15 protein-coding genes are annotated in these 19,740 nt (G+C 69.3%); 5 read left to right on the top strand and 10 right to left on the bottom strand.

Translation table 11 applies throughout. The annotated features are described in order from the left end of the window. Positions 1-54: 54 nt before the first annotated feature. From C1H66_RS10050 to C1H66_RS10075, 6 genes are all read right to left on the bottom strand, one after another. Positions 55-1,686, bottom strand: a complete 1,632-nt coding sequence (locus tag C1H66_RS10050; RefSeq protein WP_102627754.1) for a benzoate-CoA ligase family protein — start codon at positions 1,684-1,686, stop codon at positions 55-57. An 83-nt stretch (positions 1,687-1,769) separates the two neighbouring features. Further along, on the bottom strand, positions 1,770-2,900 hold the full coding sequence (locus tag C1H66_RS10055; RefSeq protein WP_102627755.1) for an acyl-CoA dehydrogenase family protein: 1,131 nt from the start codon (positions 2,898-2,900) through the stop codon (positions 1,770-1,772). Next, positions 2,900-3,709, bottom strand: coding sequence for an enoyl-CoA hydratase family protein (locus C1H66_RS10060; RefSeq protein ID WP_102627756.1), 810 nt, complete (start codon positions 3,707-3,709; stop codon positions 2,900-2,902). The genes C1H66_RS10055 and C1H66_RS10060 overlap by 1 nt, the downstream gene beginning before the upstream one ends. After that, positions 3,706-4,173 carry a MarR family winged helix-turn-helix transcriptional regulator gene (locus C1H66_RS10065; RefSeq protein ID WP_102627757.1) on the bottom strand — a complete coding sequence of 156 codons (468 nt, stop codon included), beginning with the start codon at positions 4,171-4,173 and terminating at the stop codon, positions 3,706-3,708. Before C1H66_RS10065 ends, C1H66_RS10060 begins: the two co-directional genes overlap by 4 nt. Next, the gene (locus tag C1H66_RS10070) at positions 4,170-4,931 is read right to left on the bottom strand and encodes an SDR family NAD(P)-dependent oxidoreductase (RefSeq protein ID WP_240618266.1); all 762 of its coding nucleotides are present in this window, start codon (positions 4,929-4,931) and stop codon (positions 4,170-4,172) included. The genes C1H66_RS10065 and C1H66_RS10070 overlap by 4 nt, the downstream gene beginning before the upstream one ends. Continuing rightward, positions 4,928-7,213 carry a bifunctional salicylyl-CoA 5-hydroxylase/oxidoreductase gene (locus C1H66_RS10075; RefSeq protein WP_102627759.1) on the bottom strand — a complete coding sequence of 762 codons (2,286 nt, stop codon included), beginning with the start codon at positions 7,211-7,213 and terminating at the stop codon, positions 4,928-4,930. Before C1H66_RS10075 ends, C1H66_RS10070 begins: the two co-directional genes overlap by 4 nt. A 274-nt stretch (positions 7,214-7,487) precedes the next feature. On the opposite strand from C1H66_RS10075, the gene rsd reads away from it, so the two are divergent. Continuing rightward, entirely contained in the window at positions 7,488-7,994 is a 507-nt protein-coding gene (rsd, locus tag C1H66_RS10080) for a sigma D regulator (protein ID WP_102627760.1), read from the top strand. 114 nt (positions 7,995-8,108) lie between these two features. On the opposite strand, the gene C1H66_RS10085 is transcribed toward rsd, so the two are convergent. Next, on the bottom strand, positions 8,109-11,165 hold the full coding sequence (locus C1H66_RS10085) for an efflux RND transporter permease subunit (RefSeq protein WP_102627761.1): 3,057 nt from the start codon (positions 11,163-11,165) through the stop codon (positions 8,109-8,111). A 1-nt stretch (position 11,166) separates the two neighbouring features. Beyond that, a complete protein-coding gene (locus C1H66_RS10090; RefSeq protein WP_102627762.1) occupies positions 11,167-12,285 on the bottom strand; it encodes an efflux RND transporter periplasmic adaptor subunit in 1,119 nt (372 codons plus the stop codon). Positions 12,286-12,528: 243 nt separating this feature from the next. Here C1H66_RS10090 and C1H66_RS10095 point away from each other — a divergent pair, with 243 nt between their 5' ends. Further along, on the top strand, positions 12,529-13,503 hold the full coding sequence (locus tag C1H66_RS10095) for a malate dehydrogenase (protein WP_102627763.1): 975 nt from the start codon (positions 12,529-12,531) through the stop codon (positions 13,501-13,503). Between the two features lie 179 nt (positions 13,504-13,682). Here the strand turns inward: C1H66_RS10095 and C1H66_RS10100 are convergent, their stop codons facing one another. After that, the gene (locus C1H66_RS10100) at positions 13,683-14,339 is read right to left on the bottom strand and encodes a histidinol-phosphatase (RefSeq protein WP_102627764.1); all 657 of its coding nucleotides are present in this window, start codon (positions 14,337-14,339) and stop codon (positions 13,683-13,685) included. Positions 14,340-14,513: 174 nt separating this feature from the next. Here C1H66_RS10100 and C1H66_RS10105 point away from each other — a divergent pair, with 174 nt between their 5' ends. After that, positions 14,514-15,005, top strand: a complete 492-nt coding sequence (locus C1H66_RS10105) for an RNA pyrophosphohydrolase (RefSeq protein WP_102627765.1) — start codon at positions 14,514-14,516, stop codon at positions 15,003-15,005. 88 nt (positions 15,006-15,093) lie between these two features. Beyond that, positions 15,094-17,352, top strand: coding sequence for a phosphoenolpyruvate--protein phosphotransferase (gene ptsP, locus C1H66_RS10110; protein ID WP_102627766.1), 2,259 nt, complete (start codon positions 15,094-15,096; stop codon positions 17,350-17,352). A gap of 103 nt (positions 17,353-17,455) precedes the next feature. Here ptsP and C1H66_RS10115 read toward each other — a convergent pair whose 3' ends face one another. Next, the gene (locus tag C1H66_RS10115) at positions 17,456-18,238 is read right to left on the bottom strand and encodes an NRDE family protein (protein WP_102627767.1); all 783 of its coding nucleotides are present in this window, start codon (positions 18,236-18,238) and stop codon (positions 17,456-17,458) included. A 113-nt stretch (positions 18,239-18,351) separates the two neighbouring features. Between C1H66_RS10115 and C1H66_RS10120 the strand changes: the two genes are divergently transcribed. Continuing rightward, positions 18,352-19,737 carry a response regulator gene (locus C1H66_RS10120; protein ID WP_102627768.1) on the top strand — a complete coding sequence of 462 codons (1,386 nt, stop codon included), beginning with the start codon at positions 18,352-18,354 and terminating at the stop codon, positions 19,735-19,737. The last annotated feature ends 3 nt before the right edge of the window (positions 19,738-19,740 follow it).

The following is a 19,740-nucleotide window of genomic DNA, read 5'->3' on the forward strand; positions in this document are numbered from 1 at the left end:
ATCTGCACCGTGGACCCGTCGCCTGCGGCGTGGTCGGCTACCCGCGTTGGCGCGTCATGGGTCGGGATAGTGCTCCTGACGCAGCCGGAAGCGCTGGATCTTGCCGGTGGCGGTCTTGGGCAGCGCCTCGACGAAGCGGATCGAGCGAGGATACTTGTAGGGCGCAATGGTCTGCTTGACGAACTCCTGCAAGCGATGCGCGCAATCCTCGTCCGGTTCGACCCCGGGAGACAGTACCACGAAGGCCTCGACGATCTGCCCACGCTCCCCATTCGGTGCCCCGATCACCGCACACTCCTGAACCGACTCGTGGGCCAGCAGGGCGGCCTCGACCTCGGGACCGGCGATGTTGTAACCGGCGGAGACGATCATGTCGTCGCTGCGGGCGGCGAAATGGAAGTACCCCTCGTCGTCCTGGGTGAAGGCGTCGCCGGTGATGTTCCAGCCGTCACGCACGTAGTTCCGCTGGCGAGGATCGGCCAGATAGCGACAACCGGTAGGGCCGCGCACCGCGAGCCGGCCGACCTCGCCACGGGGAAGTTCCCGCATCGCCTCGTCGACCACCTTGGCCTGGTAGCCGGTGACTGGCCGGCCGGTGCAGCCGGGGCGGTGGTCGTCGAGCCGGTTGGAGATGAAGATGTGCAGCATCTCGGTGGCGCCGATGCCGTCGAGGATCGGGGTGCCGGTAGAACGGATCCAGTCGTGGTAGATCGGCGGCGGCAGGGTCTCGCCGGCCGAGACCGCCACCCGCAGGCTGTCCAGCGGCGGGCCCTCCTCCAGGTGGGAGAGCATGGCCCGGTAGGCGGTGGGGGCGGTAAGCACCACGGTGGCGCGGTGTTCGCGGATGATCGCCATCATGTTGGGCGGGGTGGCGTGCTCGAGCAGCACCGCGGTGGCGCCGAAGCGCAGCGGGAAGATCGCCAGGCCGCCGAGGCCGAAGGTGAAGGCCAGCGGCGGTGAACCGACGAAGACGTCGTCCGGCGTGACCCGCAGTACCTCGCGGGCATAGCCATCGGCGATGATCAGCAGGTCGCGGTGGTAGTGCACGGTGGCCTTAGGCTTGCCGGTGGTGCCGGAGGTGAAGCCGAGCAGCGCCACGTCGTCGGCGGCGGTCGGCACCGCCGTGAACGATGCCGACTTGTCCAGCGCCAGGCGGTCGAGTTCGGCGTCGTGGTTGGCGCTGCCGTCGAAGGCGACCACCCGCTTCAGGACGTCGCTGTCCGCCGCACACGGCTCCAGTTCCTCGAGCAGGCGGCTGTCGCACAGGGCGAGCGACACCTGGGCCTTGTCGACGATCCTGGCGAGCTCTCCGGCGCGCAGCATCGGCATGGTATTGATCACCACGGCGCCGGCCTTGGTGGCGGCGAGCCAGCAGGCCACCAGCGCCGGGTTGTTGGCCGAGCGGATCAGCACCCGGTGGCCCGGGCGCACGCCGAGCTCCTCGACCAGGGCGTGGGCGAGGCGATTGGTCCACTCGACGAGTTCCCGGTAGGTGCGGCTGCGGCCGTTGCCGACCAGGGCCACGCGCTCGCCGTGGCCCTGCTCGACCAGGCGGTCGCAGAGCTCCACCGCGGCGTTGAGCCGTGCCGGGTAGTCGAAGCCCTCGAGCAGGAAATCGGGCTGTTGCTCGGGGGGTGGCAGGCGGTCCCGGGCGAAGGTATCGGCATGGGCCGATGGGCTGTTCATGACCATTCTCCGTACTGTCGTTGTTGTTCGGCGCCGGTGGCGTCGACAGGGGATTACGGTATCTGGCGTGTCGTTGTGGTTTCCTATTCGGCTAGACAGCGGCGGGCGATGACGACCTTCTGCACGTCCGAGGCGCCCTCGTAGATGCGCAGTGCGCGAATCTCGCGATAGAGGCTCTCGACGATATGCCCCTTGCGCACCCCGTCGCCGCCGTGGAGCTGCACCGCCTTGTCGATCACCTCCTGGGCGCGGTCGGTGGCGTAGAGCTTGGCCATGGCCGCCTCGCGGGTGATCCGCGCCGCCCCCTGGTCCTTGGTCCAGGCGGCGCGATAGACCAGCAGGGCGGCGGCGTCCACGTCCAGCGCCATGTCGGCCAGGTGGCCCTGGACCATCTGCAGCTCGGCCAGGCTCGCCCCGAACAGCTCGCGGTTTCTGGCGCGGTCGAGAGATTCGTCCAACGCACGGCGGGCGAAGCCCAACGCAGCGGCGCCTACCGTGGCGCGGAAGACGTCGAGCACCGCCATGGCGATCCGGAACCCCTGGCCAGGCTCGCCGATCAGGGCGCTTCTCGGCAGGCGCAGGTCGTTGAAGCCGAGCCGCGCCAGCGGGTGAGGGGAGATCGTCTCCAGCCGCTCGCGTATCTCGAGGCCCGGGGTATCGGCCGGCACCAGGAAACAGGAGAGCCCCTTGGCGCCGGGCCCCTCACCCGTGCGCGCGAACACGGTATAGAGATCGGCGATGCCGCCGTTGGAGATCCAGGTCTTCTCGCCGTTGAGGCGGTAGCCGTCGCCGTCGCGCTCGGCCAAAGTGTCGAGCTGGGCCACGTCGGAGCCGGAGCGCGGCTCGCTGAGCGCGAAGGCGGCCAGTGCCTCGCCGCGTCGGGTGCGCGCCAGCCACTGCTTCTGCTCGGGAGTGCCGAAGAGGCTGATGGCGCCGGTGCCGAGCCCCTGCATGGCGAAGGCGAAGTCGGCCAGGCCGTCGTGGCGGGCGAGGGTCTCGCGGGCGAGGCACAAACTGCGCACGTCGATGGCGTCGCCGGCGGTCAACTCGAGAAAGCCGGCATGCCCCAGGTCCCGCACCAGGCGGATGCAGGCGGCGTCGACGTCGCCGTGGTCGCGGGGCAGCTCGGCGGTGCACCAGGCCTCGAGTTCATCGGCCAGTTCGCGGTGGCGCGCCTCGAGGAAGGGCCAGTCGAGAAAACTCGTGTCGCTCATCAATCCCCCTCGAAGACCGGCTTCTGTTTGGCGGCGAAGGCGCGGTAGGCGCGCTCGAAGTCGCGGGTCTGCATGCAGATCGCCTGGGCCTGGGCCTCGGCCTCGATGGCCTGTTCCAGGCTCATCGACCACTCCTGGTTGAGCTGGGTCTTGGTGATGCCGTGGGCGAAGGTGGGCCCCCGGGCCAGGCGGGTGGCATAGGCGATGGCTTCGGCCTCGAGGCTCTCGGCCTCGACCAGGCGATTGTAGAAGCCCCATTGATGGCCCTCCTCGGCACTCATGCTGCGGCCGCTGTAGAGCAGGTCGGCGGCGCGGCCCTGACCGATCAGGCGCGGCAGGATGGCGCAGGCGCCCATGTCGCAGCCGGCAAGCCCCACCCGGGTGAAGAGGAAGGCGGTACTGGCCCGGGGCGTGGCGAAACGGATGTCCGAGGCCATGGCGATGATCGCCCCGGCGCCGACGCAGACGCCGTCCACGGCGCTGATCACCGGCTTGGTGCACTGGAGCATCGCCTTGACCAGGTCGCCGGTCATGCGGGTGAATTCCAGCAGCCCCTTCATGTCGCGCCCGACCAGCGGGGCGATGATCTCGTGCACGTCGCCGCCGGAGCAGAAGTTGCCGCCGTTGGAAGCGATCACCACCGCCTTGACGTCCTCGGCGTAGACCAGGTCGCGAAAGGTGTCGCGCAACTCGGCATAGCTGTCGAAGGTCAGCGGGTTCTTGCGCTCGGGGCGGTTCAGGCGAATGATCGCCACGTCGCCCTCCATGCGCCAGAGAAAGTGGCGGGGCGCCAGGTCGGCCAGGTTCATGTCGTCTCTCCCGTGTCGGCCGGCAAGCGGTGCAGCAGCTCGCCGATGTGATGGGCATCGTCTTCGGAGACCCCATCGAGCAGGGCGTTGATCCAGCCCTCGTGGGCCGTGGCCATCTCGGCGAAGGCCCGGCGCCCGGCCGCGGTCAGGCGGACCAGGGTGGCGCGGCGGTCGCCCTCGAGGGCGATACGCTCGACGGCGCCGTCGTCGACCAGTCGCTCGACGATGCCGGTGACGTTGCCGTTGGAGACCCGCAGGCGCCGCGACAGCTCGTTCATCTTCAGGCCGTCGGGGTCGCGCTGCAGCGCGGCCATGACGTCGAAGCGCGGCAGGGTGGAGTCGTACTCCAGGCGCAGCCGCTCGCGCAGCTCGGCCTCGACCTGGCGGGTCACCCGCAGCATCCGCAGCCACAGGCGCAGGCGCTCCTTGCTCGAGGCTTCCTGTTTCGGCAACGGGACCGTCATGTCTCGCCTCCCGAGATCGAGATCGCCTGGCCGTTGATGGCGCCGCTGTGGGGGCCGCAGAGCCACAGCGCCGTGGCGGTCACCTCGGCGGGCTGGATCAGGCGGCCGGCGGGGTTGGTGGACTGGAAATGGGCCCGCGCCTGTTCGGCCGACTGGCCCGTGCGCGCGACGATGGTCTCGACGCTGGCGGCGAGCAGCGGGGTGTCGGTGAAGCCGGGGCAGAGGGCATTGACGGTGAGGTCGCGCCCGGCGGTCTCCTGGGCCAGGGCGCGCACCAGGCCGACCACGCCGTGCTTGGCGGCGCAGTAGGGCGCCACGTAGGCGTAGCCCTTGAGCCCGGCGGTGGAAGCCACGGCGAGCAGCCGGCCGCCGTCGCGCAGGTGCCTGAGCCCTTCGCGCAGGGTCAGGAACACGCCGGTGAGGTTGACGTCGAGCAGGCGCTGCCACTGCTCGAGATCGGTGCGAGCCAGCGGGCCGCTCTCGGCGGCCCCGGCGTTGGCGATCACGATGTCGACCTCGCCGAGGCCCTCGAACAGCGCCACCATGGCGGCCTCGTCGGTGACGTCGACCACGGCCGGGTGGATGGATGGATGGTGCGCCGCGGTGGCCGCGAGCGGGGCGTCGCGGCGCCCGGTAATGACGACCTCGGCGCCGGCGCGGGCGAAGGCCAGCGCCATGTCGGCGCCGATGCCGCTGCCGCCGCCGGTGATCACCACGCGCTTGCCCTGCATCTCGCTCGCGTTCATGTCATTGCTCATGTCCAGCCCTCGCCGCGCTCGGCCAGGCGCTGGAGCTGGTCGCGGCCGGCGCGGTAGGGTGCCGGCCAGTGGCACTCACCGTCGCCGAGGCCGGCGGCGGCATGCAGCGTCCAGTAGGGATCGGCGAGGTGGGGCCTGGCCAGGCAGACCAGGTCGGCGCGCCCGGCCATCAGGATCGAGTTGACGTGGTCGGCCTGGTAGATGTTGCCCACCGCCATGGTCGCCATGCCGGTCTCGTTGCGGATGCGATCCGAGAAGGGGGTCTGGAACATGCGCCCGTAGACCGGCTCGGCCCGGGTCGAGGTCTGGCCGGCGGAGACGTCGACGATATCGACGTCGGCGCCCTTCAACAGCCGGGCGATCGCCACCGCCTCATCGGGCGTCACCCCCTCGTCGCCGACCCAGTCGGTGGCCGAGATACGCACCGACAGCGGCTTCTCCGCGGGCCAGGCCTCGCGCACCGCGCGGATCACCTCCAACGGGAAGCGCAGGCGGTTGTCGAGCGACCCGCCGTAGTCGTCGTCGCGGCGGTTGGTCAGCGGGGTGATGAACGACGACAGCAGGTAGCCGTGGGCGGCGTGGACCTCGAGCATGTCGAAGCCGGCCCGCTCGGCCATTTGCGCGGCGGCGACGAACTCGTCGCGTACCCGGTCCATGTCGGCGCGGTCCATCGCCCTCGGTACCTGGTTGCGCGGCGACCAGGGCACCGCGGAGGCGGCCATCACCGGCCAGTTGCCGTCGGCCAGCGGCGCGTCCATCTCCTGCCAGCCGAGCTGGGTCGAGCCCTTGGGGCCCGAGTGGCCGATCTGGGCGCAGAGCTTCGCCGGTGTCTCGGCGTGGACGAAATCGCACAGCCGCTGCCAGGCGGCCTCGTGGGCGGGGGCATAGAAGCCGGTGCAGCCGGGGGTGATGCGCCCCTCGGGCGACACGCAGGTCATCTCGGTGTAGACCAGGCCGGCGCCGCCCTTGGCCCGCTCGGCGTAGTGCACGAAGTGCCAGTCGGTGGGGCAGCCGTCCACGGCCTTGTACTGGGCCATGGGCGAGACCACGACCCGGTTGGCCAGGGTCAGTCCGCGCAGCTGGAAAGGGGCGAACATCGGCGCTCGGCGCGAGCCCTCATTGCCGGCCCGGGCCTGGAACCAGCGCTCGGCGCTCGCGAGCCACGCCGGGTCGCGCAGGCGCAGGTTCTCGTGGCTGATGCGTTGCGAGCGGGTCAACAGCGAGTAGTTGAACTGTACCGGGTCCAGGTCCAGGTAGCGCTCGACCTGCTCGAACCACTCGGTGGAGTTGCGTGCCGCCGACTGCAGGCGCAGCACCTCGAGGCGGCGCTCCTCCTCGTAGCGGGCGACGGCGGCGGCCATGTCGGGCTCGCTGTGCAGGTAGTCGGCGAGCGCGATGGCGCTCTCCAGGGCGAGCTTGGTGCCAGAGCCGATGGAGAAGTGGGCGGTGGCGGCGGCGTCGCCCATCAGCACCACGTTCTCGTGACTCCAGCGCGCGCAGAGCACCCGCGGAAAGTTGATCCACGCCGAGCCGCGGATATGGCGGGCGTTGCTCATCAGCGCGTGGCCGCCGAGATGGTCGGCGAAGATGCGCTCGCAGACGGCGATGGACGCCTGCTGGCTCATCGCGTCGAAGCCGAAGGCCCGCCAGGTGGGCTCGCTGCACTCGACGATGAAGGTCGCGGTGTCGGCATCGAACTGGTAGGCGTGGGCCCACACCCAGCCATGCTCGGTCTTCTCGAAGATGAAGGTGAAGGCATCGTTGAAGGTCTGGTGGGTGCCTAGCCAGACGAACTTGCAGGCACGCACCTCGATGTCGGGCTCGAAGTGCTGCGCATAGACCTGGCGGGTGCGCGAGTTGAGGCCATCGGCGGCCAGCACCAGGTCGAACTCGTGGCGCAGGTCGTCGATGGCCTCCGCCGGCATGTCGGTCTCGAAGCGCAGCTCGACGCCGAGTTCCCGGGCGCGCTGCTGGAGCAGGATCAGCAGCTGGCGGCGGCCGATGCCGCAGAAGCCGTGACCGGTGGAGACCGTCCTGACCCCCTGGTGGATCACCGCGATGTCGTCCCAGTAGGCGAAGTGCTCGCGGATCCGTTCGGCGCTCGGCGCGTCGTTGCGCGTCAGGTTGTCGAGGGTCTCGTCGGAAAGCACCACCCCCCAGCCGAAGGTGTCGTCGGGGCGGTTGCGCTCGATCACCACGATCTCGTGGGCAGGATCATGGCACTTCATGCTGATGGCGAAGTAGAGACCCGCGGGGCCTCCACCGAGACAGGCTATCCTCATGGGCGTGATCATCCGCAGGTGAGGTTGTTGTTCTGGTGCCTGTCTTGCAGCCTAGGCGCGCCTCGTGGATAGTTCAAGTATGAAATTTCAAGCTTGAAGTATATCCCGACCGACTGGGCCATCGGCGCCGCATGGCGTCGCATGGGGATGAGTTCCGTCCGGCGACCGGGTACTACGAGGAACAGGATTGACAGCGGCCCCGGCAGGGGTGAGTCTGTGGATTCGACGGCCGGGCGGACGACGCCATCGGCATCATCGAGCTAGGGAGGCGCCCATGCTGGAAGACTGCAAGACCGCGCTCGAGCGCTGGGGGGGTGTGCACGAGCTGATCGACCGCTGGCTGGACGAGCGGCGCGAGCTGCTGGTCAACTTCCTCGACCTCAAGGAGGCCTGCGATGTCGAGCTCGAGGCGGTGAGCAAGTCGCGCATCGACACCTTCAGCGAGCTGCTGATGGACTACATCAGTGCGGGTCACTTCGAGATCTATCCCCAACTGCGCGAAGAGGCCAGGGCCTTCGATGACGATGAGGCGCTGGGCATCGCCGACAAGCTGCTGGAGCGGCTGGACATGTCCACCGAGCTGGTACTGGCCTTCGATGCCGACTACGAGAGCCCGGTACGGTGCCAGCAGAACCTGGCGCGGCTCCCGGCCTGGATCGATCGCCTGGTGAAGGGGCTCACCGAGCGCTTCGTCCTGGAGGATCAACTGATCGCCCGCCTGCATGCGGCCCATGCCCCGGATGCCGCCCGCGGCGAGGCCAGGGCCCAGACCCGGGTCTGACCCGGCTCCGCCGGGAGCAGTAAGCCATAAGCTTGAAGCTTGAAAAAAACACCCCCGTAGCAGTGCTACGGGGGTGTTTGCTATGGGATGAGGCAAGCTTATGCTGCCTTCCAGCTACCGGTGAAACCGGGCGCCCAGCACCAGCATGCAGGGGGTGAGCAGCAGCGTCAGCCCGGTGGCGAAGGTCAGGCCGCCGGCGATGGCGCTGGAGAGCTGGGTCCACCACTGGGTCGAGGGGGCGCCGATGCCCAGGCTGGGGGCGAAGAGGTTGACGTTGACCTCGAGCACCATGGGCATCAGCCCCAGCACCGTGGTGATCGCGGTCAACAGCACCGGACGCAGGCGCAGGCCGCCGGCCTCCAGCGCCGCCTCGAAGGGGGGAAGCCCCTCGCCGCGCAGCTGGTTGTAGGTATCGATCAGCACGATGTTGTTGTTCACGACGATTCCCGCCAGGGCGATGATACCCATCCCCACCATGACGATGCCGAAGGGCTGGGCATTGGCCAGCAGGCCCAGCAGCACCCCCGCGGTGGAAAAGACGATGGCCGAGAGCACCAGTGCCGCCTGGTAGAGGCTGTTGAACTGGGTGACCAGGATCAGCGCCATCAGGCAGATGGCCACCAGGAAGGCGGTGATCAGGAACTGCATCGCTTCCTGCTGGTCCTCCTGCTCGCCGGCCACGTTGACGATGACCCCCTCGGGCGGCGATCCCATGGCATCGAGCAGGGCGCGCAGGCGCTCGTCGGGGCGATACCCCTCTTCCACGTCGGCCTCCAGGGTGATCGCCCGGCGGCCGTCGATGCGGTGCAGGGTGCCCACCTTGGGCGCCGGCTCCAGGGTCACGAAGTGGGAGATCGGGACCTGCCCGCGGCTGGTGTTGAGCGTCAGCCGGCCGAGCTGGTCCAGCGAGCGTGAGCCCTGCGGCAGGCGCACCCGGATATCGACTTCGTCGTTGACGCCGGCGGGGCGATAGCTCGCCACCTGCAGGCCGGTGGTGATCAGCTGCACGGCGCTGCCGATGGTGGTCACGTCGGTGCCGAAACGCGCCGCGGCCTCCCGGTCGACCCGCACTCGCCACTCGACCCCGGGGAGGCTGCGGTTGTCCCCGATGTCGCGGAAGCCGCCCAGCTCGATCATGGTGTCGCGCAGTGCCTCCACGGCCTGGCTCGCCAGGGCCGGATCGTGGGCGCTCAGTTCGAGCACGATCGGCTTGCCGGCGGCCGGCCCCATCTCCTGCTCGCGGAACTCCAGCACCACCCCGGGCAGGCCCCGGGTACGCTCGGCCATCTCGGCGAGGATGGTGGCGGCGGGCCGGCGCTCCTGCCAGTCGACCAGCTGGAACTGCACCACCCCGATCACATCGGCACCGAGCTGCTCGTCGGGCGCCGAGAAGGAGCGAGCATAGAGGGCCTCGACCTCGCTCATGCCGGCGAGTCGGGTCTCGACCCGCCGTACCACGGCATCCTTCTCGGCGGCGGAGAAGTCGCCGCGGGAGCGAACCAGCACCTGGGCATTGTCGGGCTCGACGCTGGGAAAGAACTCGACCCCGTGGTTGAAGCGCGCATAGGCCGTGTAGATCAGTGCCATCAGCAGCAGCGCGATCAGCAGGGTCAGCCCCGGCCTGGCCAGCAACCGGGCCAGCAGGTGGCGGTAGAGCCGGCCGCCGGCGGTGACCATCTCGTCGTCGCGGACCGCCCGCGAGGCCCGGACGCCGAACACCCCTCCCAGGGTGGGCAGGAACACCAGCGCCATGGCCAGCGAGGCGAGCAGGCAGAGGATCACGGTGGCCGGCAGATACTTCATGAACTCGCCCACCACGCCGGGCCAGAACAGCAGCGGCACGAACACCGCCAGGGTGGTGGCGGTGGAGGCGGCCACCGGCCAGCTCATGCGCGCGGCGGCGTTGACCCAGGCATCCCGTGGGGCCTGGCCCTGGCGCAGGTGGCGGTCGGCCAGCTCGCTGACCACGATGGCGCCGTCGACCAGCATGCCGGCGACCAGGATCAGCGAGAACAGCACCACGATGTTGAGGGTATAGCCGATCGCCCAGATCAGCAGGATGCCGGTGAGGAAGGCGCCGGGGATGGTCAGCCCCACCATCAGCGCCGAGCGAACTCCCATGGCGGCCAGTATCACCACCAGCACCAGCGCCACCGCGGTGAGCACGTTGTTTAGCAGCTCCGAGAGCATCTGCTCGACGGTCTCGGACTGGTCCATGATGGTGGTGATCTCGAGCTCGCCGGGGATCAGGGCGGTGGCCTCGTCGAGCAGGTCGCGCACCTGGTCGATGGTGGCGATGATATTGGCACCGGCGCGCTTGGTGATCTCCAGCACCAGGGCCGGCTGGTCGTCGATGCGGGCGAAGCCCTCGGGATCCTTGAGGGTGGGGCGGATCCAGGCCACGTCGCCGAAGGTCACCACCCGGTCGCCGTCGACCTTCACCGGCATGCCCATGACGTCCTCGAGGCTTTCGATCACCCCGGGCACCTTGAGCGCCAGGCGGCCGGCCCCGGTGTCGAGGCTGCCCGCCGCCACCAGGCGGTTGTTGCGGTTGACCATGTTGAACAGGGTGTCGAAGTCGACCCCGTAGCTGTCGAGCACCAGGGGGTCGACGACGATCTCCAGCAGGTCCTCGCGCTCTCCGCCGATCTCGACCTCGAGCACCCCGGCGATGCCTTCGATCTCCTCCTCGAGGCGGCGTGCCACGGCCAGCCGCTGCGACTCTTCCAGGGGGCCCGAGAGGCCGAGGGAGAGCACCGGGAAGAGCCCTACGTTGATCTCCCTCACCCGCGGTTCGTCGGCTTCGCCGGGGAGCTCGGCCCGGGCGATGTCGACCTGCTCACGGACGTCCGTGAGCGCCTGGTCGGGGTCGAAGCCGGCATCGAACTCCAGCATCACCGAGGCGTGGCCCTCGCTCGACTGGGAGGTCAACTTGCGCAGCCCCTCGATGGAGCGCAGTTCCTGCTCCATGGGGCGCACCAGCAGGCGTTCGCCATCCTCCGGGCTCACCCCCTCGAGCGTCAGGGAGACGTAGATGAGCGGGATGGGAACGTCGGGATTGGCCTCCTTGGGCACGGCCTGCCAGGCCGCCAGGCCGGCGAGCAGCAGCGCGGCGAGCAGCAGCAGGGTGGTACGCGAGCGGTCCAGTGCCGCCTCGATCAACCCGCGCATGTCAGCGTGGCTCCGGGGGGGCGAGGGGGCTTTCCGCTTCCGGCATCGTCTCGGCGGGGGCCGGTGTGACCCGGTCGCCGGGGGCGACGAAGCCGCCGCCCAGGGTGATCAGCCGCACCCGCTCGGGCAGGCCGGCGACCCGCGCCTCACGGGTATCCGCGTCGACCAGCTCGACGCGATCGCGCCGCACGCGGTCGTCATCGTCGAGATGCTTGACCGCCAGCCGGCCCTGCTCGTCGAGTTCGAGCAGGGCCGGTGAGAGGCGGTGGACCCGGCGCTCGGGCAGGGTGACGATCAGGCTGGCGCTGGCGCCGGCCAGGCGGCGTCGCTCGGGGTTGTCCGTCGCGACCTCGATGCGGAAGCTGCGGGTGCTCTCGTCGGCACGGCTGGCCACATGGGTCAGCTCGCCCGGGAGGTGCGAGCCGTCGAGCAGGCGCACCTCGGTGGCCAGCCCCGGCGCGAGGCCCGGGGCCTGCCGCTGGGGGACCCAGCCGCTGGCGATCAGGCGGGTGTCGTCGACCAGGCGCCCCCAACTCTCGCCGACCTGCAACAGGTCGCCGGGCTCCACGTCGAGGCGGTCGAGCACGCCATCGAAGGGGGCGACCGGGCGGGTCTCGTCGAGCTGGCGGCGCAGGGCGGCCACCTCGGCCACGGCGCGGGCGGCGCCACTCTGCAGGCGCAGGTAGTCGATGTTCGATATCAGTTCGCGCCGGCGCAGGTCCTCGGCCCCGGCCAGCTCCGCCCGGGCCAGGGCGAGCTCCGCCTCGGCCTGCTCGAGCCGCTCGGGCAGCTCGTCCCCGGCGACCTCGAGGAGCACCTCGCCACGCTCGACCTGGCTGCCCAGGGCCACGGGCAGTGCCGCCACCCGCCCGGCCTGGCGGGCGCGCAGCTCCAGCTCGCGGTGGGCCTCGAGCTGGCCCTGTACCACGAGTCGCGGGGAGTGCTCCTCGGCCCGGCGTTCGACCACTTCGACCCGTGGCGGCGCCACCGCCTCGGCCTCCTCGGCGGGGGGCGCGGTTTCACGGAACCGCTCCTGGTCGCCCAGCGCGAGCCACAGCAGCAGCAGCAGTACCAGGCCGATGGCCAGCAGCACGGAAAGCGGAGGGAGACGGCGAGACATTCGGACCTTCCCTGGTTCGGCACGATGTTCGGGTGGCGATGGCGTGGAGAATCGACACAGGATAGCTCAGTGGCGGTGGGGGTGTCTCGAGCCGGGGGGCGCGAGGCCGCCGGGCCGCCCTAGTCGCACGTCGCATTGAGTTTTGTGCACTGCAGGCATACCATCTTGGCGGTTCGAATCCCGGCCGGGGCGGGCACCGCTCCCGCCAGGCTCATCCTCACGGCGACAACCGAAGGAGCACCCATGAAACAGCCCGTCCGTATTGCCATCACCGGCGCTGCCGGCAACATCAGCTACTCGCTGGCCTTCCGCATCGCCTCCGGCGACATGCTCGGCAAGGACCAGCCGGTGATCCTGCAACTGCTCGAGATCACCCCGGCGCTGGAGGCCCTGAACGGCGTGGTGATGGAGCTCAACGACTGCGCCTTCCCGCTGGTACAGGACATCGTCGCCACCGACGACGCCAACGTCGCCTTCAAGGATGCCGACTACGCCCTGCTGGTCGGTGCCCGTCCGCGCGGCCCGGGCATGGAGCGCAAGGACCTGCTGGAAGCCAACGCGGCGATCTTCTCCGTCCAGGGCAAGGCCCTGAACGACAACGCCAGCCGCGACGTCAAGGTGCTGGTGGTCGGCAACCCGGCCAACACCAACGCCCTGATCGCCTCCTGCAATGCGCCGGACCTGAACCCGGGCCAGTTCACCGCCATGACCCGCCTGGACCACAACCGTGCGCTGACCCAGTTGGCCCAGAAGACCGGCAAGCACGTCACCGACGTGGAAGGCATGATCATCTGGGGCAACCACAGCGCCACCCAGTACCCCGACATCGCCCACTGCAAGGTCGCCGGCACGCCCGCCGCCGAGCTGGTCGAGCGTGACTGGTACGAGACCACCTTCATCCCCGACGTGCAGCAGCGCGGCGCCGCCATCATCAAGGCCCGTGGTGCGTCTTCTGCAGCGTCTGCGGCTTCCTCCGCGATCGACCATATGCGTGACTGGGCGCTGGGCAGCAGCGGCGTCGTCAGCATGGCGATCTCGGCCGACGGCAGCTACGGCATCGAGCCGGGCATCATCTACTCCTACCCGGTGGTGTGCAGGAACGGCGCCTACGAGATCGTCCAGGGCCTCGCGCTCGACGACTTCAGCAAGCAGAAGATGAAGGCCACCGAAGACGAGCTGCGCCAGGAGCGCGCCGCCGTCGAGCATCTGCTTGGGTAAGCTCGAAGCCTGAAGCTGGAAGCTGGAAGAACGAAACCCCGCTCAGTTCACCCTGAGCGGGGTTTCTTCATATGTGGGCGCTTACCAGGCCTCGGCGAAGCCGGACCTTCCAGCTGCCAGGCGCGAAGCGCCGCTCTTTAAGCTTCCGGCTTCCAGCTCTGAGCCGGGCGAAGCCCGGATCAGTCCCGCAGGCTGATGATCTTCCAGCCTTTCTGCTCGGCCACCTCGCGCAGGGTGGGATCCGGATCCACCGCCACCGGGTGGTCGACCAGTTCCAGCAGCGCCAGGTCGTTGTGGGAGTCGCTGTAGAACCAGGCGCCGTCGAGGGTCAGCTCCTTGTCGACCAGCCACTGCTCGAGGCGCTCGACCTTGCCTTCCCGATAGCTGGGGACGCCGCTGACCCTGCCGGTATAGCGGCCATCGACGATCTCGGGCTCCACGGCGATCAGCTCGTCCACCCCCAGGCGTTCGGCGATGGGGCCGGTGATGAAGCGGTTGGTGGCGGTGATGATCATCAGGGTGTCGCCACGGGTGCGGTGGCGGGCCACCAGTTCCTCGCCCCTGGGCAGGATGTGCGGCTCGATCTTGCTGGCCATGAACTGCTGGTGCCAGGCGGCGAGCTGCTCTGGGCTGTGCTCGGCGAGGGGCCTCAGGGCCACCTCGAGGAAGGCGTGGATGTCCAGGGTGCCGGCCTCGTAGTCGGCCAGGAAACGATCATTGGCTTCCCGGTAGGCCACCGGGTCCACGGCGCCCTGTTCCAGCAGAAACTCGCCCCAGGCATGGTCGCTGTCGATCGACAGCAGCGTGTTGTCCAGGTCGAAGATGGCCAGGCTCACGGCAACTCCCCATTGATTATCGACAAGTCGGTATCGGTCAAGTGCGAAAGCCGGCGATTATGGCAGAAGCGGTCTCCGGCCGCGAGTCGTCCCGCATGCGACGCAGAGCGTATTGATGCGCTTCGTGGCCTTGTGGAAGAATGGTTCCAATTGTGGATTCATAAGGTGAAGCCCGTGATCGACGCTGACGGCTTTCGCCCCAACGTTGGCATCATCATTGCCAATGAACAGGGGCAGCTGCTTTGGGCGCGTCGGGTAGGGCAGAATGCGTGGCAGTTTCCCCAGGGAGGCATCAAGGCGAACGAGACACCGCAACAGGCACTTTTTCGTGAGCTGCACGAGGAAATCGGCCTCACCGCCGATGACGTCGAGATCCTTGCCTGCACCCGGGGCTGGCTGCGCTACCGCCTGCCGCGACGCATGATTCGCACCAACTCACGGCCGGTCTGCATCGGCCAGAAACAGAAGTGGTTCCTGCTGCGGATTCGTTGCCAGGAGCACCGGATCTGCATGGATGGCTCTCCCAAGCCGGAATTCGACGGCTGGCGCTGGGTCAGTTACTGGTACCCCCTCGGACAGGTGGTACCCTTCAAGCGGGAAGTCTACCGGCGTGCCCTGCGGGAGTTGTCCCCGCGGGCCCAGCGGCTGGCTCTTGGCCATGGTTAGGAACACCGTGGCGGCAGCCGGGGTCTGACAAGGTCAGTGAACTCCCCGGCAAGGCGAGAGAGAACAACGAATGGACACCAGGACGCCGATGCTCGAGGTTTTGCGCCGCATCATTCAGGAGGTCAACGGGGCTCGCAACCTGGACGTGGCCCTGTCGACGATGGTGCGCCGCATCCGCAAGGCGATGCGTACCGATGTCTGCTCCTTCTATCTTCACGACGCCGAGCTCGACCAACTGGTGCTGATGGAGACCATCGGCCTGCGTACCCAGGCGGTGGGGCATGTGACCCTGCCGAGGGGCGAAGGGCTGGTGGGCCTGGTGGCGAGCCGCGAGGAGCCGCTCAACCTGGAGGACGCCCAGGCGCATCCCCAGTTCCGCTATTTCGAGGCCACCGGCGAGGAGCGCTACTCCAGCTTCCTCGGGGTGCCGATCATCCATCAGCGCCGCACACTCGGCGTGCTGGTGGTGCAGCAGGCCGAGAAGCGCCGCTACGACGAGGAGGACGAGGCCTTCCTGGTCACCATGGCGGCGCAGCTGGCCGGGGTGCTGGCCCACGCCCTGGCCACCGGCAGCCTCACCCGGCCGAGCCTCGATGGCCAGGCGATGTTCACCGGGGTGGCCTCCTCGCCGGGGATGGCGATAGGCGAGGCGGTGGTGATCGCCCCGCCCGCCGACCTGAACAGCGTGCCGGATCTGATTCCCACCGATGTCGACTACGAGATCACCCGGCTCAGGGAGGCCATCGGCCGGGTTCGCGAGGAGATCCGCGCCGCCGGTGAACGCCTGGCCAACCGCATCTCGGCCCAGGAGCTGGCGCTGTTCGAGGTCTACCAGCAGATGCTGGGCGAGGCGGCGCTCTCCCAGGAGGTGGTCAAGCGCATCCGCGAGGGGCAGTGGGCGCCCGGCGCGCTGGCCGATGTGGTGCGCCGCCATGTGCAGTACCTCGAGCGGGTCGACGACGACTATCTCCGCGAACGGGCCGCCGACGTGCGCGACCTGGGGCGCCGGGTGCTGGCGCACCTCCAGGAGGAGACGCCCCAGACCCCCGACGTCTATCCGGACAGTACCATCCTGGTCGGCGACGAGATCAGCGTGGCGATGCTCGGCGAGGTGCCCCGCGACAAGCTGGCCGGGCTGGTCTCGGTGAGCGGCTCGAGCACCTCCCACGTGGCGATCATCGCCCGGGCCATGGGCATTCCCACGGTGCTCGGCATGGTCGACCTGCCGCTGCCGCGGCTGGGCGGTGCCCGGGTGGTGCTCGACGGGCATCGCGGGCGGCTCTTCGTGAGCCCCGGCGCCGAGCTGGAAAGCCACTATCAGAGCCTGATCGACGAGGAGCGGGCGCTGGCCGAGGTGCTCGAGCACGAGCAGGACCTGCCGAGCCGCACCCCGGACGGCCATGACATGCCGTTGATGGTCAACACCGGCCTGGCGGTGGAGGCCGCGGCATCGCTGAAGAGTCGCATCGGCGGGGTGGGGCTCTATCGCACCGAAGTGCCGTTCATGATCACCGAACGCTTTCCCGGCGAGCAGGAGCAGACCCGGCTCTACCGCGAGCAGCTCGAGAGCTTCGCACCGCTGCCGGTGGTGATGCGCACCCTGGACATCGGCGGCGACAAGGACCTGCCCTATTTTCCCATCGAGGAGGCCAACCCCTTCCTCGGCTGGCGCGGCATCCGTGTCACCCTGGACCATCCCGAGGTGCTGATGGTGCAACTGCGCGCCATGCTGCGTGCCTCCCAGGGGCTCGACAACCTTCAGGTGTTGTTGCCCATGGTCACCAATGTCGACGAGGTCGACGACGCCCTGAAACTGCTCGATCGGGCCATTCTCGAGCTGGGCGAGGAGGGGGTCACGGTCAATCGCCCCAGGGTGGGAGTGATGCTGGAAGTGCCGGCGACCCTCTACCAGCTCGACGCCCTGGCCGAGCGCGTCGACTTCTTCTCGGTGGGCAGCAACGACCTGACCCAGTACCTGCTGGCGGTGGACCGCAACAATCCGCGGGTCGCCGGGCTCTACGACGCCTGCCACCCGGCCGTGCTGTCGGCCATGGCGCGACTCGCCGAGGAGTCGGCCGCGCTGCGGATGCCGATCTCGGTGTGCGGCGAGCTGGCCGGCGACCCGGCCGGTGCCCTGTTGCTGATGGGCATGGGATTCAATTCGCTGTCGATGAACGCCCCCAGCCTGCCGCGGGTGCGTGCTGCGATTCGTCGGGTGCCGCTGGAGGCCGCTCGCCAGCTGGTCGAGGAGACCCTGCGCCTGGACAGCCCCGCCGCGGTGCGCCGCCACCTGAACGAGCGGCTGGGCGAGTGGCAGCTGGCGCACCTGTTGCCACCGAGGGATTGAGTCGGCATCCGGGAGGCTGCCGTGGAGCTCGGCGCTCATCGCCGATGGTGCGGTAGACCACCCACGCCGCTACGCGCCGCAATCGCCCCGCGGAGCGTGGCTCCTACATCGGCTTACGGTCGGTCGCGATCCGCAGTTCGTTCTCCCCCTGCATCACCCCGTTCGGCCCGAACCGCCGCTCGCCGATCTCGATCCGCCCATCGGCGTACCAGGCGAGCCAGGTCGTGGCCCGGGTGCCGTAGTCCTGGCCGACGATGAAGGGGGAGGAGAGCCGGCGCTCCAGCTCCAGCCCCACCCCGGTCTCCGGCAACTGGTCGTCGTCGGCCGGGTGCGGGTCGCCCAGCGCCGCCAGGGCGTCGCCTGGCCAGTGGCCGCGGCGCACGCTGGTGGCGAGCCCCTGGCGGGCGGCGATCAGCTTGGGCCAGGGCGTGTTCAGGCTGGCATTGGAGAGCCCGTGCAGGCCCGGCGGTGTCGTCTTCAGCGAGAGGTCGTCAGCGCCGCGATGAAGATGCCAGAGTCGCTCGCCGTCGCCGGCCAGCAGGTTGAACCCCGCATAATGCCGGGCATCGCCCGAGGCGAGCCGGTCGAGCCAGGCCGGCAGGTCGTCGCACTCGAGGGCCCCGCGCACCAGGGCGCCGCGGCTGGGGGCGCCGGCCGGCACCTTGAGGGACGGGGCGCGGACATTGGTGACGGCGGCGAAGCGGCCGCGACGATGCACGGCCAGCCAGGTTCCCCCGGCCTCCAGGTCGCGTCCTCCGACGATGTCGGGGGCATCGCGCCAGGCGGCCAGCGGCGCGGTGGGGCGGGCGTGAAACTCGTCACGATTGGCCACCAGACGCAACAGGCAGATACTGGCGGGACGATGGTCGAAGGCGATCAGGCACATGACGGCAGCTTAGCGTGCCGCCACGTCGGGGGGAAGGCGCCAGGCGCGTGCCATGACAGGGGCGGCAGGGCGGCGTAAACTCGGATCATCTTCGCACCGGTTCAGGGAAGACAATGCGAGTCGAGTCGAGCAAGGAACGCCTCTGGTCACGACTGATCCAACCCATCCTCTGGCCAGTGCTGCTGGCGCAGGGAGTCCTGGTGGCGCTCTGTCTGGTCGTCGGCGTGCTGCTGTGGTGGATGGTGCCCTCCCATGCCTCCTGGAGTGCCACCTTCTGGCTGATGCTGGCCTTGTTGGTGGGCAGCAGTGCCAACGTGCTCGTCTTCCTGACCCTGCTGCGTCAGCGCCTGGCGACCTGCGAGGCGGCCCTCGACGACCAGCTGGTCATCGGCGAACGATACCTGGCCCAACCCCGTCCCGGCCGGTCGGTGCCGATCGCCGCGGTGGAAGACACCGCCAGCGAAGGCGATCCCGTTCGCCGCCTGTCGCGGCTGCTCGACGGTGTGGCTGCACTGCTCGATGAGCAGGCCAGGGCCCCGCACCTCGAGGGCATGCTGGCGGCCAGCGGCCGGCCGGCATTGCTGGCCACGCGAGACCGCGTGCTGGTCGCCAACACGGCCATGGAGGAACTGCTGGGCCAGGGCGAGCTGCGTGGCCTGGCGGTGAGTCAGCTCCTGCCGGTCGACGAGTCGCAGAGCGACCTCGAGCGGTGCGTGGTGCGCCCCGTGGGCGCCACCAGGCCGGCGTCCCGGTGGTTGCAGATGCGGCTGGAGGACGATCGGGGCCATGCGCTGGTGCTGCTCGACGACCTCGAGCAGCGGGAGCGTCGCCTCGACCAGTTGCTGGTCGGGCGTCAGCGGGCCCGGGAGGAGTCGCGACTCAAGTCAGGCTACCTGAGCCACCTGCGGCGGGAGCTGAAACCGCTGATGGTCTCGCTGGGCGAGGTGCTGGACCAGGAGGCGGCCCTGGTACGCCGCGATGCCGCCGGTCGTCGGTCCGTGCTGGAGCTGCGCGAGAGGCTGGCCGACATCTCGGTGCTACTGGCCAACCTGACCGATGAACCGCAGGCCCAGGGCGCCGGGGCGCCCGCCAGCGGACCCGCGCGGGTACTGATCGTCGATGACGGACCGGTCAACCTGATGCTGGCCCAGCAGGTGCTCGAGGGGCAGGGCTATAGCGTGGAGACCGCCACCTCCGGGGCACAGGCACTGGAGTGCCAGGCCCGGCAGTCCTTCGACCTGGTATTGATGGATATCTTCATGCCCGACATGGACGGGGTGGAGGCCAGTCTGCGCTGGCGCGAACAGGAGGCCGGTCGGGTCGAGGGCCGTCGCAGTGTCCTGGTGGCCCTGACCGCCAATGCCAGCGATGCCGACCGACAGCGCTTCCGCGAGGCCGAGATGGACGACTATCTGGCCAAGCCCTATCGGCCCCAGGCGTTGATCGACCTGGTGCAGCGGTGGTTGCCGGAGGCACATGAGGACACCGGGTCGCCGTGAGCG

Origin of the sequence: Halomonas heilongjiangensis (assembly GCF_002879645.1) — a bacterium.
Taxonomy (GTDB): domain Bacteria; phylum Pseudomonadota; class Gammaproteobacteria; order Pseudomonadales; family Halomonadaceae; genus Halomonas; species Halomonas heilongjiangensis.

What these genes read in the sequence shown, in the direction of transcription:
- C1H66_RS10050 (WP_102627754.1), bottom strand. Translation starts at nt 1,686, where the DNA reads ATGAACAGCCCATCGGCCCATGCCGATACCTTCGCCCGGGACCGCCTG.
- C1H66_RS10055 (WP_102627755.1), bottom strand. Translation starts at nt 2,900, where the DNA reads ATGAGCGACACGAGTTTTCTCGACTGGCCCTTCCTCGAGGCGCGCCAC.
- C1H66_RS10060 (WP_102627756.1), bottom strand. Translation starts at nt 3,709, where the DNA reads ATGAACCTGGCCGACCTGGCGCCCCGCCACTTTCTCTGGCGCATGGAG.
- C1H66_RS10065 (WP_102627757.1), bottom strand. Translation starts at nt 4,173, where the DNA reads ATGACGGTCCCGTTGCCGAAACAGGAAGCCTCGAGCAAGGAGCGCCTG.
- C1H66_RS10070 (WP_240618266.1), bottom strand. Translation starts at nt 4,931, where the DNA reads ATGAGCAATGACATGAACGCGAGCGAGATGCAGGGCAAGCGCGTGGTG.
- C1H66_RS10075 (WP_102627759.1), bottom strand. Translation starts at nt 7,213, where the DNA reads ATGAGGATAGCCTGTCTCGGTGGAGGCCCCGCGGGTCTCTACTTCGCC.
- rsd (WP_102627760.1), top strand. Translation starts at nt 7,488, where the DNA reads ATGCTGGAAGACTGCAAGACCGCGCTCGAGCGCTGGGGGGGTGTGCAC.
- C1H66_RS10085 (WP_102627761.1), bottom strand. Translation starts at nt 11,165, where the DNA reads ATGCGCGGGTTGATCGAGGCGGCACTGGACCGCTCGCGTACCACCCTG.
- C1H66_RS10090 (WP_102627762.1), bottom strand. Translation starts at nt 12,285, where the DNA reads ATGTCTCGCCGTCTCCCTCCGCTTTCCGTGCTGCTGGCCATCGGCCTG.
- C1H66_RS10095 (WP_102627763.1), top strand. Translation starts at nt 12,529, where the DNA reads ATGAAACAGCCCGTCCGTATTGCCATCACCGGCGCTGCCGGCAACATC.
- ptsP (WP_102627766.1), top strand. Translation starts at nt 15,094, where the DNA reads ATGCTCGAGGTTTTGCGCCGCATCATTCAGGAGGTCAACGGGGCTCGC.
- C1H66_RS10115 (WP_102627767.1), bottom strand. Translation starts at nt 18,238, where the DNA reads ATGTGCCTGATCGCCTTCGACCATCGTCCCGCCAGTATCTGCCTGTTG.
- C1H66_RS10120 (WP_102627768.1), top strand. Translation starts at nt 18,352, where the DNA reads ATGCGAGTCGAGTCGAGCAAGGAACGCCTCTGGTCACGACTGATCCAA.